Below are 14,244 nucleotides of genomic sequence, written 5' to 3'. Positions count from 1 at the left end.
GGTGTCGGCCTGCGCGGCCGCGTGCAGAGTAGGTACGGTCTTCATGGCGGTCCCCTTCCTTCGGGTGTTCTTGGTCGTTCACCCGAGACCTACCACCAGGCAGGCCTCAGGTGGGGGACCGCCACCTCAAGTTCCACGAAGACCGGGACAACCTCGTCTGATGAATCGGCAGCGGGATGGCCGTCACCAGCAGCATGCCGTCCACAATCTCGTACCGCGTGCCATCGTCCGGAAGCGCGTCGAGATCGGCCAGCGTGAAGTCGCCGGGCTCAAATGTCTGCACGAGTCCCATGCTGCCTCCTTCGTTGTCACCTGACCAGCATGGTGGTTGCTGGGCATGCGAATGACCGTTTGGGGTGATCTGCCCGAAGCTGCCCGCCATCTGCCCTGACTCATCCCGTGAGGGCGCTACCCTTCAGGTACGGCGAGTTCAGTGACGGCGACGCACAAGCTCACCTGGGACGATCCGAACCCGAAACGGCAGCTCAGCGTCGAACGCATCGTCCCCTTTGACCACGGCCCGTTCGACGTACCGGCCGCCCTCCAACTCCAGCACGGTGAGAACCTCGGCGTCCGGGTCGAACATCCAGTAGGACGTGACACCGGCCTCCTCGTACAGCCCGCGCTTGAGCACCAGATCCTTGGATCGGGTCGCCGGAGAGAGCACCTCGACAGCCAGCAGCAACGGCCTCTCGATCGCCGTGGGACCGATGTCTTTCACCCGGCAGACAAGGACATCCGGCTGCAACGACCGCCGCGCGGTCGGCCGGAAGTCGAGCGGCCCTGGGAATACCTCCGAGTCCTCGGGACAAGCTCCGTCCAGTCGAACACTGAGCTGAACGACGGCGGTTTGATGAATCGGCAGCGGGATGGGAGTCACCATCAGCATGCCGTCCACAAGCTCGTACCGCATGCCATCGTCCGGAAGCGCGTTGAGATCGGCCAGGGTGAACCCCCGGGCTCAAGGAGGCGGATGCGTCCTCCAGCACTCACCGGCGGCGTACCAGTTCGGACGGAACGATCCGCACCTGAAACGGCAGCTCGGCGTCGAACGCATCGTCCCCCTTGACCACAGCCCGCTCGACGTACCGACCGCCCTCCAACTCCAGCACGGTGAGAGCCTCCGCCTCCGGGTCGAAGATCCAGTACGACCTGACGCCGGCCTCCTCGTAGAGATTCCGCTTAAGGATCAGATCCTTGGAGCGGGTCGCCGGAGAGAGCACCTCAACGGCCAGCAGGAGCGGGAGGCGGAGCGCGTCCGGCCCACGGTCGTGACAGCTAGCCACGATCACGTCAGGCTGCAGCGATCGACCTGAGGTCGGGCGGTAGTCCATCGGAGCGAAATAGACCTGGTACTCCGGCGGGCACTTGTGACGGAGTCGGTAGACGATTTCCATAGCCGCCATCTGGTGCAGCACGGTGGGTGACGGGGTCACCAGATAGATCCCGTCAACCAGTTCGTATTGGCGGCCGTCGTCTGGAAGCGCGTCGAGATCCGCCAACGTGAAGTTACCGTGCTCGATGTGCTGCATGAGTTCCATGGTGCCTCCTTCGGTGTCACCTGACCAGCATGGTGGTTGCTGAGCGTGCGGATGACCGCTTTGGGTGATCTGCCCGAAGCTGCCCGCCATCTGCCCCGGTTCATCCCGTGAGGGCGGCGGGGGAAAGGGTGAGTGGGAAGGGAGTGGTGACGTCGAAGGTCTCTTCGCCCTGGAGGACGGCTTGGCAGCTGTAGTCGGTGCCGGTGAGCTGGAGGATGGTCAGTTCCTGGCGGTCCGGATCGAGAAGCCAGTACGCCGGTACGCCGTGCTGCGCGTAGAGCTCGCGCTTGACCACCACATCGGTAACGCGTGTGGCCGGTGACATCACCTCGACCGCCAGCAAGGCCTTCTGGACGTACTGCGGACCCGCGTCGGCGCGCGACCCAACGAGGACGTCGGGCCGCAGCGACAGTCGCCGCGACGGCCGGAAGTCGAGTGATCCGACGGAGACCAACATGTCGGCCGGACACGCCTGTTTCAGCAGCACCATCAACGCGACCACGGCCGCCTGATGCGCAGGCGGCTGCACACCCGTCACCACCAGCCGCCCATCGATCACCTCATAACGCCGCCCATCCGGCGCCCGCACCCCACCTGCCGCAGCAGCCGAAGCAACCTCAGGATTCCCCAGTCGTTCAATCACCCAACCAGCATCGCGGAATCGCCCCGCCCGCCCCGAAAGTTATCCACAGCCCCCCGCCAGCCTCGACTATCCGGGCCCTCGCCCCCCGGCCCCGGCTCCGCACCGCGTACGGCGTACCGGAGCTCCTGCGACTAGGTCGCAGTTAGCATTCCGTTGGGATCTATTGGAGGAGTTGGGATGGAGCTGACCACATTCGTCGGCGTTGAGGCACTGCAGGTTGCTGCTGAGGTTGAGGGGCTGTATCGCGAAGTATTCAGCGCGCCACCGTGGAATGAGGAACCGGCTGAGCTGGCTGGATTCCGGCCGCGGTTGGAGGAGAGCGTCTCGCGGGGCGGGTTCCGGCTTGTCACCGCTGTTGTCGGCGGCGAGGTGCGCGGGTTCGGCGCTGGCTGGATGACGGTGGCGCCGTTTCGCCGGGATCGTGTGCCGCAGGTTGCGGAGCCGCGGCTGGCGGTGTTTGTCAGTGTCTAAGGCTGACGGCGGAGGCGACGGGTAGGCCGCGCGGCGGATGTCTTGGTACGGGAGGGCGGCCTAGCGTTAGCAGCATGTTGATCGCTGAAGACCTCTTGTTGCTCATGTACGACGACGAGAGCGGGAAGCCCATCGTTGGGTCGCCCGGGCTGGACTACGCGCTCGCTGGAGCCGTGCTGATCGAGCTGACGCTGCTGGGCAAGGTGGACATCGCCGAGGCCGGTGAGCAAGTCAAGGCCGGTCGGTTGAAGATTCTGGACACGACGCCGACCGGGGACGCAGTACTGGATCAGCGGCTCGCCATCCTGGCGGGCAAGCCGGGTGCGAGGCCGAAGGACCAGCTGGGCAAGCTGTCGAAGAAGCTGCGCGACGAGGTACTCGCCAGGCTAGCCGAGCGTGGCGTACTAGAGGCCGACAAGGGCAAGGTCCTCGGGCTGTTCCCCGTCACCCGCTGGCCGGCCAAGGACGCGCGGAACGAGGCTGAGATCCGCAGCGGCTTGGAGAACGTCCTGAAGCTCGGCACCCAGCCGGATGAGCGCACAGCCGCATTGATCGCTCTGCTGAGCGCGCTGAACGCGGTCCCGAAGGTCATCACCGATGCAGTGGACAAGAAGGCCCTGAAGCGCCGCGCCAAGGAGATCTCCGAGTCCGAGTGGGCAGCCCAAGCGGTCCGCAAGGCCGTCCAGGAAATGCAGGCAGCAGTAACCGCCGCCATAGTCGCCTCCACCACAGCCGGCGCCTCCAGCTCCTAACCCGTACGCCGATACGCGGCTGCGCCGGCTGCGCGGCTAACGCCGTGCCGGCGCCCCGCCAGCCCCAAACCCCGCACACCGCCACGCCGGCGACCCCCACACCCAGCTTGGGGAGGGAAATATGCCCAGATCGAGCCAAGATCCTCCGCGGGTCCAGCGAAAATCCTCCCCAAACCGATAGCCATCCTGATTCGGCAGTTTGACCGCCACGGCCCATAGGGTCGGCGGTTGTGACGACAGTGAAACGGGTTCGCGCCGAGCCAGGCGGGCTGGTGGATTTGAGCTTCACCGACGAGGGCTGGACGGCCCGGCAGATCCAAGGATCTCGGCCGGATCCAGCGCAGTGGTGCGCGATTGGGATGGCCGGCGCCCTAGTGCTAGCCCTGTTGGCCAGCCTGGCTCACCTGGACTCGCTAATCACCATGTTCCTGATCGTGGCCGGCGTCCTGCTCGCCGCTGCCGCGATCCTGGTCGGCATCGACTTCCTCGGCACGCTGTTCGGCGTCGCTTGGATGGCTGGTTCCGCCCTGACCCGCGGCGGCCGTCGCCAGCTGCGCCGCGAGGCCAAAGGGATCGCGGACGACTTGATGGAGATCACCAAGGGTCCCGAGTTAGTCCCGGCCGACCGGGTGCTCGCCGCGCGCCTAGTACCGGACGTAAGAGGAACCGCCGTCGAGTTGAGGCTCGACGACGGTTCCACTCGTCGTTATCTGCGCAAGCGCGCCGGGCTGGTCGAGCCCTTTCACCAGTTGCTAGTGCGGCTCACTCACTCCGCCTGACAGTTCACCGTGCAGAGCTTGTCCACCAGGGTCAGGTGGGCGCCGGGCTCGTCGGTGTCCACCACCTCGGTCGACCAGTCGACCTGCCAGTCGCCGGCGGTCAGCTGCCCCGTGGGCTTGTCGCCGAGCTGACCGAACCACTCGGTGATCTCCGTCCGCGGGTTGACGTGCGCGACCTCCAGTACCTGCGGCAGCTTTGTCGCGATCTCAGCTGTAGCAGCGGCAACCGGGCCACTCGCATGCAGCGACACGACCGGCGGCCGCTTGTGTGCTCCAGTGAGCACCCAGACCGACGCCGTGCCCGTAGTACAGATCGCGTACGTGCCGTCTGTACTGCACTTGTAGCCGGCACCCGACAGCCCTGCGACCACCTGAGTCGCAGTGAGGTCGGCCAGCGGCGGGTCGGAGGGCTTGTCGCTGGACTGGCCAGCGGGCGTCTCGGAAGCGTCGGCCTTCTTGTCGGAACCAGAGCAGGCCGTACTACCGACGAGCAGGGCAGTGCTCACCAGTGCGACGGCGATCCGCTTCAGACCGGTACCTCGATCGCCGCGTCGAGGGCGATCGTGATCATCTCGGAGAAGGTCGTCTGGCGCTCCTCGGCGCTCGTCTCCTCCTTGGTGATCAGGTGGTCCGACACGGTCATGATGCCGAGCGCCCGGCGACCGAACTTGGCGGCCAGCGTGTAGAGCGCCGCAGCCTCCATCTCGATCCCCAGTACGCCGTACTCCGCTGTCCGCGACACCAGATCGGGGCGGTCGTTGTAGAACAGGTCGCCCGAGAACACCTGGCCGACGTGCACGTTCAGCCCGGCGGCCTCGGCGGCGTCCACTGCGGCGCGGAGCAGCTGGTAGTCCGCGGTCGGCGCGTAGTCGATGCCGTGGAAGCGCAGCCGGTTCATCTGTGAGTCAGTGCTCGCCGACATCGCCACGATCACGTCGCGGACCCGCACGGCCTCGGTGAGCGCGCCACAGGTGCCGACCCGGATCAGGGTCTGTACGTCGTACTCGGCGAACAGCTCGTTCGCGTAGATCGAAGCCGACGCCTGCCCCATGCCGGAGCCCTGCACGGAGATCCGCTCACCCTTGTAGGTGCCGGTGAAGCCGAACATGTTGCGGATCTCGGTGTAGCAGGTGACGTCGGACAGGTAGGTCTCGGCGATCCACTTGGCCCTCAGTGGATCCCCGGGGAACAGCACGCGCGGCGCGATCTGCCCCTTCTCGGCGGCGATGTGAATACTCATGCCGGGATGCTCTCATGGTGGCCGTGGGAGATACTTTGAAGCCGTGGCCTATTCGATCGTTCCTGGTTCCCTGTCGCTGTCCCGTTCCGTCCTAGACCGAGCCGCTGACCGGCGGCGGGACGTGGAGTGGCTGGAGAAGGCCTGGGCCGCTGACGACACCCAGGTGGCGCTCGTGGCCGGCGACAAGCTGGCAGTGGAGTCCGAGCGGACCTCCCTGCGGCTAGTACCGCCTACTGCCGCCCCGGACGGGATCCGGATCTTCCTGGGCATCGACCGGGTCGCCGGAGCCGGGCAGACCGCCGAGGGGCGCGCAGTGTTCGCAGTACTGGTCGATGCCGAGCCGGATGAGTCGTACGCCGGGCTGCGGGAGATCGGTGGAGTACTGGACGACCGGGAGGCCGGGATCGCGGTCAACGTGGTCGGGCTGTGCAACTGGCACGTAGTACACACGCACTGCGCCAACTGTGGCGCCCACACCGAGGTAGTCGACGCCGGACACGTACGGCGCTGCCCGGCGTGCGGGCTCAGCCACTTCCCGCGCAGCGACCCGGCGATCATCGTGCTCGTCACGGATGACCAGGACCGCGCCCTGCTCGGCCGCAACGAGGCCTGGCCCGAGGGGCGCTACTCGACCCTTGCCGGCTTCGTGGAGCCGGGCGAGTCGCTGGAGGCCGCAGTACGCCGGGAGGTGCTCGAGGAGACGGGTGTCGTGATCGGCGAGGACATCCAGTACGCCGGCAGCCAGCCCTGGCCGCTGCCGTCGAGTCTCATGCTCGGCTTCTACGCCAAGGCGACCGGCTACACCATCAACGTCGACCAGGACGAGATCGCCGAGGCCAAGTGGTTCAGCCGCGAAGACCTGACCGCCCTGGTGGAAGCCGGCACGATGGCCCTCCCGGGCAACATCTCCATCTCCCGGCGACTCATCGAAGGCTGGTACGGCAAAGAACTGACCGGCAGCTGGTAGGACAAGCGCCGCGGCGCCGTCCCTGAGGGGCGCGGCGCCGCGTACGGAGTACGGGGAGTCAGGCTGCGAGCTTCTCCGCGATCTGGGCGATCGACGGGTTCGTCATCGCGCTGCCGTCGGGGAAGACCACGGTGGGAACCGTCTGGTTGCCGTTGTTGACCTTCTCGACGATCTTCGCGGCGTCCGGCACCTGCTCGATGTCGACCTCGGCGAACTCGATCCCGGCCCGCTTCAGCTGGCCCTTCAGGCGGTGGCAGTAACCGCACCAAGGAGTCGAGTACATCGTGAACGCCGCCATCGTGGCTTGCTCCGTCTCTGCGTGGGGGACGGGCACTCGGAAACTGTCCGGGCGCCCGTCTAGGGTGGCTCTACCTTGATACTGAACCTCGTCGGTCGGAGTGCTGTTCCCGCATGTCCCAGTCCGTGAGTGACATCACACAGGCCGCTTCCGGCCGGTCCGCCGACGCCCTGCTCGAGGCTCTCGACCCCGAGCAGCGAGCCGTCGCGACCGCCCTGCACGGACCCGTCGTCGTGATGGCCGGAGCGGGCACCGGCAAGACCCGCGCGATCACCCACCGGATCGCGTACGGCGTGCGCACCGGCACCTACGACCCGGTCCGCGTGCTCGCCGTCACCTTCACCCAGCGAGCCGCCGGCGAGATGCGCGGCCGGCTCGCCCAGCTCGGCGCCAACGGCGTACAGGCCAGGACGTTCCACTCGGCCGCGCTGCGCCAGGCGAAGTGGTTCTGGCCGAAGGTGTACGGCGGTGAGCTGCCGCCGATCATCGACCGCAAGTTCCCCTTTCTGACCGAGGCGGCGTCGCGCTGCCGGGTCCGCGTCGACACTCCCGCCTTGCGCGACCTAGCCGGCGAGGTCGAGTGGGCGAAGGTGAGCAACGTCCGGCCCGACGACTACGCCCGGATCGCGCCGCAGTCCGCACGGGCGCTCGCCGCCTTCGACCCGGCGACGATCGCGCGCGTCTTCGCGGCGTACGAGGACGTGAAGCTCGAGCGCGGCCGGATCGACCTGGAGGATGTGCTGCTCTGTGCCGTCGCGTTGCTCGCCGAGGACGAGCGGGTGGCGGCCGAGATCCGCCGGCAGTACCGGACGTTCGTGGTGGACGAGTACCAGGACGTCAGCCCCCTGCAGCAGAGCCTGCTCGACCTGTGGCTGGGCGGCCGCGAGGACGTCTGTGTAGTCGGCGACCCGGCTCAGACCATCTACTCGTGGGCCGGCGCCGACCCGGAGAATCTGGTCCGCTTCGCCCAGCGCCATCCCAAGGCCCAGGTGATCAAGCTCGTCCGCGACTACCGGTCGACCCCGCAGATCGTCGACGTCGCCAACAAGGTGCTCGACGCGACCGGCCCGTCCGGACTGCCCGGGCGAGTCACCCTCCGCTCCCAGCGCGACCCCGGCCCCGTACCGACCTATCGCGAATACTCCGACGAGGTCGCCGAGGCCGACGCGGTCGCCCGAGCCGTCACCCGCCTCCGCGACTCCGGTACTGCGTTGCGCAACATCGCGATCCTGTTCCGCACCAACGCGCAGTCGGAGAACTTCGAGCAGGCTCTGGCCGAGCGGAAGATCCCGGCGATGCTCAAGGGCGCCGAGCGGTTCTTCGAGCGCGCCGAGATCCGGCGGGCCGCAGTACTGCTGCGTGGTCAGGCCAAGGCCGGCGACACCGGCGGGAGCCTGCTCGACACCGTCCGGGCCATCCTCGGCGGCGCGGGCTGGACCGAGGAGCCGCCGGCTGGGACCGGAGCCGTCCGGGACCGCTGGGAGTCGCTGAGCGCGCTGGTCACGATGGCGTCCGACTTCTCCGCCGCCAACCCGGAGGCCGGGATCGTGGAGTTGGTCGCCGAGCTCGACCGGCGCGCCTCGATCCAGCACGCGCCGCTGGCCGAGGGAGTCACACTGGCGACCTTGCACGCGGCGAAGGGCCTCGAATGGGGCTGTGTGTTCATCGTCGGGGCCCATGAGGGGACGCTGCCGATCAGCTACGCCCAGACGCCGGCGCAGGTGGAGGAGGAGCGGCGGCTGTTCTATGTCGGCGTGACGCGGGCCAAGGACCAGCTGTCGATCAGCTGGTCGACCTCCCGCTCACCCGGCGGCCGGGGTACTCGTGGTCCGACCCGCTTCCTCGACCCCATCGGCGTCCACACCTCCCGGAACGCCGAGCGGGAGCCAGCGGCGCGCGCTCGCGAACCGCGCGCCGAGCGCTCGAACCAGCCGATCCCGAAGTGCCGCGTCTGCGGCCGCGGCCTGACCGAACCAGCCGCCCGCAAACTCGGCCGCTGCGAGGACTGCCCGTCGACCATGGACCAGGCCCTGTACGACGCCCTGCTCGACTGGCGCGCCGACAAAGCCGCCGAGGAGTCGATGCCCGCCTTCGTCATCTTCACCGACGCCACGCTCACCGCCATCGCCGAAGCCCGCCCAACCGACGAACGCGAGCTCCTCCGGATAGCCGGCATCGGCCGCACCAAGCTGACGAAGTACGGCGAATCCATCCTCAACATCTGCACCCGCTGACCCATCATCAACCCACCCGCCCCCCGCCGGCCCACCCGCACCCGCCGCCTCGGCAACCTGCGCGCCCACCCAGCACCCCCGTCCGCCGGCGTTCGCCGCCCACCCGGGTGCCCGCTGACTCACCCTCCGCCCGCTACCCCACGCCGCGCCATCCGAGTCGAGGCCGCCGCGCCAACTCGGATCGGCTGGCAGGCTGTTGGGCGGAAAAAGCGTTGCGGGGTTGGGGGAGTGCGGGCGACACTCGGTGGACAGGTTTTCTGCTGCTGGCAGACACCGGGTGGCTCGCTGGCATCTAGATGCCAGCGGCAACGATTCCGGAGGGTGCCAGCGGCGCGCCGGAGCGTGCTGGCCCGGTGGATCGGCAGCAAGTTTCCGCCTCCGCGGCGGCAACTTCCGGCCAACTTCGCAAACCTGCGATAAATAGTTTGCGGCCCCCGCCGGGGTCAGCGTACTGTTCTTTCTGCGGTCGAGGGCTGGCCGAAAACTTCAAACCATAGCGATGAGCTTGCCGCTCACTTCGCCACAACGAGAGGAGGTGCCTTGGAAATGGTCAACATCACGATGAAGCCGAACGGCGTCAACGTTGCGCAGCCGTGCGCCCCGATCCAGGGTGCCCCCCTGTCGCGTCTGCACGTCGCGACCGTTGTGCAGCTCGCCAAGCGTTCCAGCCAGTTCCGGGGCGCAGCTGTGGGCGATGCGAAGTACGGCGGTCAGGGTTCTCGAGCATGGAGTCCACCGGTCTGACATCAAAGTCAGCCGGCACCTCCAAGGCCGCGGAACCCTAACCAGGGTCCCGCGGCCCTTTTGTTTGTCCAACAGAGTTTGGCGGCCACCACCCGGTGGGCCGTCGAAGACAGCAAGAGAACAGCACCAAAGTCACTAGGAGGTGACCGGAATGAGCGTTAGCTTCCTCGATGCCTTCACCGAGGTCGCAGCGTCGCAGGACCTGCCCTGTCGGTCCTACGCACCTGAACTCTTCTTCGCCGAATCACCGGCGGACGTCGAGTACGCAAAGTCTCTTTGCAGCACCTGCCCGCTCCAGGCCGAGTGCCTGGCCGGAGCGCTAGAGCGTTCCGAGCCGTGGGGAGTGTGGGGAGGCCAACTGTTCGTCCAGGGTGTTGTGGTTCCGCGCAAGCGGCCCCGTGGGCGTCCACGCAAGTGCGACACCGTAACCGCAGCCTGACGACCAATCCCGAATCGAGACTCCAGAACCATGACTACACAAACTTCACCCAGGAGAGTTGAAATGCATTTACTTCAAGAAGATCTCGCCCGTGCTCATTGTCGGGCTCGGTTGCAGGACGCAGAGCAGAACCGGCGCTTCCACCTGGCGACTCAGTTCGCCAAGGCCCAGAAGCAGGCCGAGCGGGCCACCCGTCGCGCGGAGAGGGCCAGTGCAAAGGCACGCCTCTCCTTCGCCCGGCTGGTCTGATCCACCCCGGCTCTCAGCCACCGGCCGGCCCTCGCGAGAGGGTTCGGCCGGCTTGAGCCGAAATCCAGGCTGACGCGGTCGGAGCCGATCTCCACCAAGACCGCTGAAGCCGCAAGACCCCCGGGCAGCGCAGGCCCGGAGTACTGGTAGGCGCCACCTGGTTCCGCGGGGAACCGGGTCGGCTGCCACGGACTCCGGTCGCGTGGCCCGAGGTACCAGCCCGACCGGCAGCACGGACCAGGGGGCCGCCGCTGCCGGCCGAAGCTGACCACGTGACGAGAGGCGGCATCTAGCGGATGCCGCCTCTCGTCACGTCCGGAGCGCCTCCAGTAGGGCCTGCTGGAGGCCGACGAGGGTGATCCCGCTGACGATCTCGCGGCGCCGGATCATCGCCGGTACGTCGGCCAGCGGGATCCACTCGATCCGGTCGGACTCGTTCCGCTCGGTCGGCTCACCGATCCGGACCGCCGAGGTGGCAAGGAAGACGTGATGCGCGGAGTCGATGATGCCGGCGGCAGGTTCGGAGTACACGAGCTCGCTGAGCCCGCTCGGGCGCCATCCGGTCTCCTCCTCGACCTCACGGGCGGCGGCCTCAGCGGGTGATTCGCCCGGCTCGATCAGGCCCATCGGCAGCTCCCACGCCCACCGGTCGGTCAGGAACCGGTGCCGCCACATCAGCAGCATCCGGCCGTCTCCATCGGTGACGACCGCCGCCGCGACGTGCTTCAACCGCACCGCGTGGTAGTCGATCCGCTCCCCGTCAGGCTGCTCGACATCGAGCCTGCGAACACTCAGCCAAGAGTTGCCCCAGGCCTCGGTCTCCTGATGTATATGCCAACGCATGCCCAGAGCCTAGAGGTGCAGAATTGTTCTATGACCAACCCGAGCTGCGCGTTGTGCGGCACGCAAGCACCGACCGAGGACCTGCCGCTGACCTGGGTCACCTCGCTCGAGAACGGGCGCAAGCTCGTGTACTGCGATCGCTGCGCGCGCGAGAACGTCCGCGGTATCGAGGGGAAACTCGACAGCGCCTGGTGGTGAGCCTGACCAGGTCAGTCGCTGAAGCCCGGCAGGAACTCCTCGAGCACCGACCGGAACGGCGCCTGTGCCTCGAGCTGTGACAGCACCGCGATGCCGCCGATCCAGACCCGGTGGATCAGCAGGTACGACGGCGGCAGGTTGATCTTGAGCGCCATCGACGCGTTCGGCGAGCGGAAGTCGCCGGTCCGGTTGGCCTGGGCCCGCATCCAGGCCCGGCTGAACTGAAACGACTCCGCCTGGGCGGGCTCCGCGAACGGCGCCAGGTAGTCCATCAGCTGATTCGGGTCGATCTCCATCCGCGGCTTGATGAAGCCCTCGGCCCGCAACCCCGCCAGTACTGCGTCGCCATCGCCGTCCAGCGAGATCCGCAGCAGCCGCCCGATCGCCGGAGGCAGGCCGTCCGGCAGCCGAGCACAGAGCCCGAAGTCGACCACGCCGAGCCGGCCGTCCGCCATCACCCGGAAGTTGCCGGGATGCGGATCGGAGTGCAGCAACCCGGCCAGTCGCGGCCCGCTGAACATGAACCGGACGTACTTCAGCCCGATCTCGTCCCGCTCCTGCTGACTGCCTTCGGTGATCACCTTCGACAGCGGCGTGCCCTCGATCCACTCGGACACGATGACCGTGGGGGAGTGCTTGATGACGCGCGGCACCACGAACTCGGTGTGCCCCTTGAAGGCATCGGCGTACTGCTGCTGCGCCTGCGCCTCGCGGTCGTAGTCGAGCTCCTCGCCGATGCGCTCCTGCAACTCCGCGACCAGCGGCTTCATGTCCACCCCGGGCACCAGCGCCCCGAAGGTCCGCGCGAAGCGCCCGAGTTGCTTGAGGTCCGCCCGCAACGCCTCGGCGGCGCCCGGGTACTGGAGCTTCACCGCGACTTCGCGACCGTCCTTGAGAACGCCGCGATGCACCTGGCCGATCGACGCGGCCGCGGCGGGCAGGTCGTCGAACTCCTCGAACCGGTCGCGCCAGCGTTTGCCCAGCTCGCGGGACAGGATCGTTTGCACGGTCGAGGCCGGCATCGGGGGTGCGGAGTCCTGCAGCTTGGTCAGCGTCGCCCGGTACGGCGCCGCCAGTTCCTCGGGCATCGCCGATTCCATCAGGCTCAGCATCTGCCCGAACTTCATCGCGCCGCCCTTGAGCTCACCCAGGACGGAGAACAGCTGGTCCGCGGTCCGGCGCTGGAACTCGGCCATCACCGTCTCGGCCGGAGCACCGCCGATCCGCCGACCCAATCCTACGGTCGCGCGCCCCGCGGCGCCGAGCGGCAGACTGGCCAGTTTCGCGGTACGGCTGAGCGCCTTGCGGGGGAGGTCGGACACGCTCCCCATTCTGTCGGGTCACCCAAGCCGTGGCCCCGCCGGGGCACCGCGAGCCTCGTCACAAATGCACCGGACTGTCACAAGCCCACATCTGGTGGGCTTGAACATCAACTGGTGGGCTTGAACAGGGCACACCTTGTTCAAGGTCGCCGTTCGGTGTCCGAGCCCACCAGATGTGGGCTTGCCACGGTTGCAGAAACGACGGAGGGGCGGTGGTGGACCCGAAGGTCACACCACCGCCCCCACGACTTGGTGCGTCAGGCCTTGCCGAGGATCCGGTTCAGGTTCGTACCGCACTCGGGGCACTTGGCCTTGGCCATGCGCGTGCCCTTGTCGTTGACCTTGACCTCGCCGTCGGCGGTGCGCTTGGCCTTGCACTTGACGCAGTAGAACTCGCCGCTCCAGGTCTCTGCCATGAGGGCCCTCTCCTTGCTTGAATACCAGCCGGGGCATATGCCCGGCCGTCGTGGATGCTTTCGGCAGACCGTCCTGCCGTAGGCCGTTCGGCCCAATCGGGATTCACCCTACGGCAGGCTGGGAGTGGCTCAAGCCCATCTCCCGCTCCGCGTGCCGCCTGGAAATCGCTTTCCGTGGTCGGGGCGAGACGCGGAACAGGCTCCCAGGGGTCCGCCTTCGGAACCACTCGGCTTCCCCTCCGAGTGGCCCCGGAGGCGGTCCGGGAGCCTGCTGGACCTGACGCTAGGAGGTGCCGGGCGCGCTGACAAGTCCAGGTTGTCCACCCCTGTGGATAAACCTGTGGGCAAGCTGTGGGGCGCGCCGGGCGACACTGTGGACGAGCGGGGGAACAAGGTGTGAACAACCAGCGTCCACCGATTCACCAATAGGCGTCTGACCTGCGGAAACGTCTATTCACAGGATGTGGACAGAAGAAAGTTGGGGGATTCGCACGGTACGGTCTGAGGCATGGCCGACTCTCCACCGCGCCCGATCCCGCCGTATGTGGACATCCGTCGTAGCAAGCGGCGCAAGCGGACCGTCAGCGCCTACCGGGACGGCGAGCGGGTGATCGTGCTGATGCCCGACCGGTTGTCCGCCGCCGAGGAGGCGCGCTGGGTCGAAACCATGCTCCAGCGTCTCGAGAAGCAGCGCAGCCGGTCCCGCGTGTCGGACGAAAAATTGTTGGCCAGAGCACACGATCTCGCGTGTCGCCACCTGCCTGAAGTGCCCGAACCTGCGTCGGTGAGGTGGGTTTCGAACCAAAACAGACGCTGGGGCTCCTGTACTCCGGCCGACCGCTCGATCCGGCTGTCGACCCGGTTGCAGTCGATGCCAGCCTGGGTCGTGGACTACGTCCTGGTCCACGAGCTCGTCCACCTGGTGGAACCGTCCCACAACGCCGCGTTCTGGGAACTCGTCCACCGCTACCCCAAAGCCGAGCGCGCCGAGGGCTACCTGGAAGGCATCTCCGCCGCCTCCACCCTCAACCTCGAAGACTTCTGACCACCACCCCGTACGCCGTACGCGGTCCCGCTGCGGCGGGCCGACTCGGGGATCACCCCGACC

At 67.5% G+C, this 14,244-nt stretch carries 20 protein-coding genes; 10 read left to right on the top strand and 10 right to left on the bottom strand.

Going from position 1 to position 14,244, the window contains the following annotated elements; genetic code table 11:
* Nucleotides 1-106: 106 nt before the first annotated feature.
* From A3ES_RS0133600 to A3ES_RS0133585, 4 genes are all read right to left on the bottom strand, one after another.
* Nucleotides 107-292, bottom strand: a complete 186-nt coding sequence (locus tag A3ES_RS0133600; RefSeq protein ID WP_020391238.1) for a hypothetical protein — start codon at nt 290-292, stop codon at nt 107-109.
* A gap of 138 nt (nt 293-430) precedes the next feature.
* The gene (locus A3ES_RS49340) at nt 431-913 is read right to left on the bottom strand and encodes a Uma2 family endonuclease (RefSeq protein ID WP_020391237.1); all 483 of its coding nucleotides are present in this window, start codon (nt 911-913) and stop codon (nt 431-433) included.
* Between the two features lie 76 nt (nt 914-989).
* Complete coding sequence (locus A3ES_RS0133590; protein WP_020391236.1) at nt 990-1,541, bottom strand: Uma2 family endonuclease; 552 nt, start codon at nt 1,539-1,541, stop codon at nt 990-992.
* A gap of 100 nt (nt 1,542-1,641) precedes the next feature.
* Entirely contained in the window at nt 1,642-2,184 is a 543-nt protein-coding gene (locus tag A3ES_RS0133585) for a Uma2 family endonuclease (RefSeq protein ID WP_237745138.1), read from the bottom strand.
* A 177-nt stretch (nt 2,185-2,361) separates the two neighbouring features.
* Here A3ES_RS0133585 and A3ES_RS49335 point away from each other — a divergent pair, with 177 nt between their 5' ends.
* The 3 genes from A3ES_RS49335 (at nt 2,362) to A3ES_RS0133570 (ending at nt 4,186) form a co-directional block, all read left to right on the top strand.
* Nucleotides 2,362-2,655 (top strand): hypothetical protein, encoded by a 294-nt coding sequence (locus A3ES_RS49335; protein ID WP_020391234.1) that lies wholly within the window; start codon nt 2,362-2,364, stop codon nt 2,653-2,655.
* A gap of 74 nt (nt 2,656-2,729) precedes the next feature.
* Nucleotides 2,730-3,407: a GOLPH3/VPS74 family protein gene (locus A3ES_RS0133575; protein WP_020391233.1), complete on the top strand. Its 678-nt coding sequence runs from the start codon at nt 2,730-2,732 to the stop codon at nt 3,405-3,407.
* A gap of 230 nt (nt 3,408-3,637) precedes the next feature.
* Nucleotides 3,638-4,186, top strand: coding sequence for a hypothetical protein (locus A3ES_RS0133570; RefSeq protein WP_237745137.1), 549 nt, complete (start codon nt 3,638-3,640; stop codon nt 4,184-4,186).
* On the opposite strand, the gene A3ES_RS0133565 is transcribed toward A3ES_RS0133570, so the two are convergent.
* Nucleotides 4,174-4,692, bottom strand: coding sequence for a hypothetical protein (locus A3ES_RS0133565; RefSeq protein WP_020391231.1), 519 nt, complete (start codon nt 4,690-4,692; stop codon nt 4,174-4,176). The genes A3ES_RS0133570 and A3ES_RS0133565 overlap by 13 nt on opposite strands.
* 20 nt (nt 4,693-4,712) lie before the next feature.
* A complete protein-coding gene (gene deoD / locus A3ES_RS0133560) occupies nt 4,713-5,426 on the bottom strand; it encodes a purine-nucleoside phosphorylase (RefSeq protein ID WP_020391230.1) in 714 nt (237 codons plus the stop codon).
* A gap of 43 nt (nt 5,427-5,469) precedes the next feature.
* Between deoD and nudC the strand changes: the two genes are divergently transcribed.
* Nucleotides 5,470-6,393: an NAD(+) diphosphatase gene (gene nudC / locus A3ES_RS0133555; RefSeq protein WP_026163452.1), complete on the top strand. Its 924-nt coding sequence runs from the start codon at nt 5,470-5,472 to the stop codon at nt 6,391-6,393.
* A gap of 58 nt (nt 6,394-6,451) precedes the next feature.
* Here the strand turns inward: nudC and A3ES_RS0133550 are convergent, their stop codons facing one another.
* Nucleotides 6,452-6,691, bottom strand: coding sequence for a mycoredoxin (locus A3ES_RS0133550; protein ID WP_020391228.1), 240 nt, complete (start codon nt 6,689-6,691; stop codon nt 6,452-6,454).
* A gap of 113 nt (nt 6,692-6,804) precedes the next feature.
* On the opposite strand from A3ES_RS0133550, the gene A3ES_RS0133545 reads away from it, so the two are divergent.
* The 4 genes from A3ES_RS0133545 (at nt 6,805) to A3ES_RS55210 (ending at nt 10,357) form a co-directional block, all read left to right on the top strand.
* On the top strand, nt 6,805-8,925 hold the full coding sequence (locus tag A3ES_RS0133545; protein WP_020391227.1) for an ATP-dependent DNA helicase UvrD2: 2,121 nt from the start codon (nt 6,805-6,807) through the stop codon (nt 8,923-8,925).
* A gap of 546 nt (nt 8,926-9,471) precedes the next feature.
* On the top strand, nt 9,472-9,669 hold the full coding sequence (locus tag A3ES_RS0133540; protein ID WP_020391226.1) for a hypothetical protein: 198 nt from the start codon (nt 9,472-9,474) through the stop codon (nt 9,667-9,669).
* Between the two features lie 151 nt (nt 9,670-9,820).
* Entirely contained in the window at nt 9,821-10,108 is a 288-nt protein-coding gene (locus tag A3ES_RS53025) for a WhiB family transcriptional regulator (RefSeq protein ID WP_040456177.1), read from the top strand.
* Nucleotides 10,109-10,171: 63 nt separating this feature from the next.
* Nucleotides 10,172-10,357, top strand: coding sequence for a hypothetical protein (locus A3ES_RS55210; RefSeq protein ID WP_020391225.1), 186 nt, complete (start codon nt 10,172-10,174; stop codon nt 10,355-10,357).
* A gap of 309 nt (nt 10,358-10,666) precedes the next feature.
* Here A3ES_RS55210 and A3ES_RS0133530 read toward each other — a convergent pair whose 3' ends face one another.
* Nucleotides 10,667-11,200: an NUDIX hydrolase gene (locus A3ES_RS0133530; RefSeq protein ID WP_020391224.1), complete on the bottom strand. Its 534-nt coding sequence runs from the start codon at nt 11,198-11,200 to the stop codon at nt 10,667-10,669.
* A 30-nt stretch (nt 11,201-11,230) separates the two neighbouring features.
* On the opposite strand from A3ES_RS0133530, the gene A3ES_RS55205 reads away from it, so the two are divergent.
* The gene (locus tag A3ES_RS55205; protein ID WP_020391223.1) at nt 11,231-11,398 is read left to right on the top strand and encodes a hypothetical protein; all 168 of its coding nucleotides are present in this window, start codon (nt 11,231-11,233) and stop codon (nt 11,396-11,398) included.
* A gap of 11 nt (nt 11,399-11,409) precedes the next feature.
* On the opposite strand, the gene A3ES_RS0133520 is transcribed toward A3ES_RS55205, so the two are convergent.
* Together A3ES_RS0133520 and A3ES_RS55200 are read right to left on the bottom strand one after the other, a co-directional pair.
* A complete protein-coding gene (locus A3ES_RS0133520) occupies nt 11,410-12,729 on the bottom strand; it encodes an ABC1 kinase family protein (protein WP_202806652.1) in 1,320 nt (439 codons plus the stop codon).
* 248 nt (nt 12,730-12,977) lie between these two features.
* Nucleotides 12,978-13,136, bottom strand: coding sequence for a DUF5679 domain-containing protein (locus A3ES_RS55200; RefSeq protein ID WP_012922897.1), 159 nt, complete (start codon nt 13,134-13,136; stop codon nt 12,978-12,980).
* Between the two features lie 508 nt (nt 13,137-13,644).
* On the opposite strand from A3ES_RS55200, the gene A3ES_RS0133510 reads away from it, so the two are divergent.
* A complete protein-coding gene (locus A3ES_RS0133510) occupies nt 13,645-14,181 on the top strand; it encodes a M48 family metallopeptidase (RefSeq protein WP_020391221.1) in 537 nt (178 codons plus the stop codon).
* Nucleotides 14,182-14,244 lie beyond the last annotated feature (63 nt).

This window comes from Kribbella catacumbae DSM 19601, assembly GCF_000372465.1.
Lineage (GTDB): Bacteria > Actinomycetota > Actinomycetes > Propionibacteriales > Kribbellaceae > Kribbella > Kribbella catacumbae.
Note: the sequence above shows the minus strand (reverse complement) of the source record. Positions and strands in the feature narration are given on the sequence as shown.

What these genes read in the sequence shown, in the direction of transcription:
- A3ES_RS0133600 (WP_020391238.1), bottom strand. Translation starts at nt 292, where the DNA reads ATGGGACTCGTGCAGACATTTGAGCCCGGCGACTTCACGCTGGCCGAT.
- A3ES_RS49340 (WP_020391237.1), bottom strand. Translation starts at nt 913, where the DNA reads ATGCGGTACGAGCTTGTGGACGGCATGCTGATGGTGACTCCCATCCCG.
- A3ES_RS0133590 (WP_020391236.1), bottom strand. Translation starts at nt 1,541, where the DNA reads ATGGAACTCATGCAGCACATCGAGCACGGTAACTTCACGTTGGCGGAT.
- A3ES_RS49335 (WP_020391234.1), top strand. Translation starts at nt 2,362, where the DNA reads ATGGAGCTGACCACATTCGTCGGCGTTGAGGCACTGCAGGTTGCTGCT.
- A3ES_RS0133575 (WP_020391233.1), top strand. Translation starts at nt 2,730, where the DNA reads ATGTTGATCGCTGAAGACCTCTTGTTGCTCATGTACGACGACGAGAGC.
- deoD (WP_020391230.1), bottom strand. Translation starts at nt 5,426, where the DNA reads ATGAGTATTCACATCGCCGCCGAGAAGGGGCAGATCGCGCCGCGCGTG.
- A3ES_RS0133550 (WP_020391228.1), bottom strand. Translation starts at nt 6,691, where the DNA reads ATGGCGGCGTTCACGATGTACTCGACTCCTTGGTGCGGTTACTGCCAC.
- A3ES_RS0133545 (WP_020391227.1), top strand. Translation starts at nt 6,805, where the DNA reads ATGTCCCAGTCCGTGAGTGACATCACACAGGCCGCTTCCGGCCGGTCC.
- A3ES_RS0133540 (WP_020391226.1), top strand. Translation starts at nt 9,472, where the DNA reads ATGGTCAACATCACGATGAAGCCGAACGGCGTCAACGTTGCGCAGCCG.
- A3ES_RS53025 (WP_040456177.1), top strand. Translation starts at nt 9,821, where the DNA reads ATGAGCGTTAGCTTCCTCGATGCCTTCACCGAGGTCGCAGCGTCGCAG.
- A3ES_RS55210 (WP_020391225.1), top strand. Translation starts at nt 10,172, where the DNA reads ATGCATTTACTTCAAGAAGATCTCGCCCGTGCTCATTGTCGGGCTCGG.
- A3ES_RS0133530 (WP_020391224.1), bottom strand. Translation starts at nt 11,200, where the DNA reads ATGCGTTGGCATATACATCAGGAGACCGAGGCCTGGGGCAACTCTTGG.
- A3ES_RS55205 (WP_020391223.1), top strand. Translation starts at nt 11,231, where the DNA reads ATGACCAACCCGAGCTGCGCGTTGTGCGGCACGCAAGCACCGACCGAG.
- A3ES_RS0133520 (WP_202806652.1), bottom strand. Translation starts at nt 12,729, where the DNA reads ATGGGGAGCGTGTCCGACCTCCCCCGCAAGGCGCTCAGCCGTACCGCG.
- A3ES_RS55200 (WP_012922897.1), bottom strand. Translation starts at nt 13,136, where the DNA reads ATGGCAGAGACCTGGAGCGGCGAGTTCTACTGCGTCAAGTGCAAGGCC.
- A3ES_RS0133510 (WP_020391221.1), top strand. Translation starts at nt 13,645, where the DNA reads ATGGCCGACTCTCCACCGCGCCCGATCCCGCCGTATGTGGACATCCGT.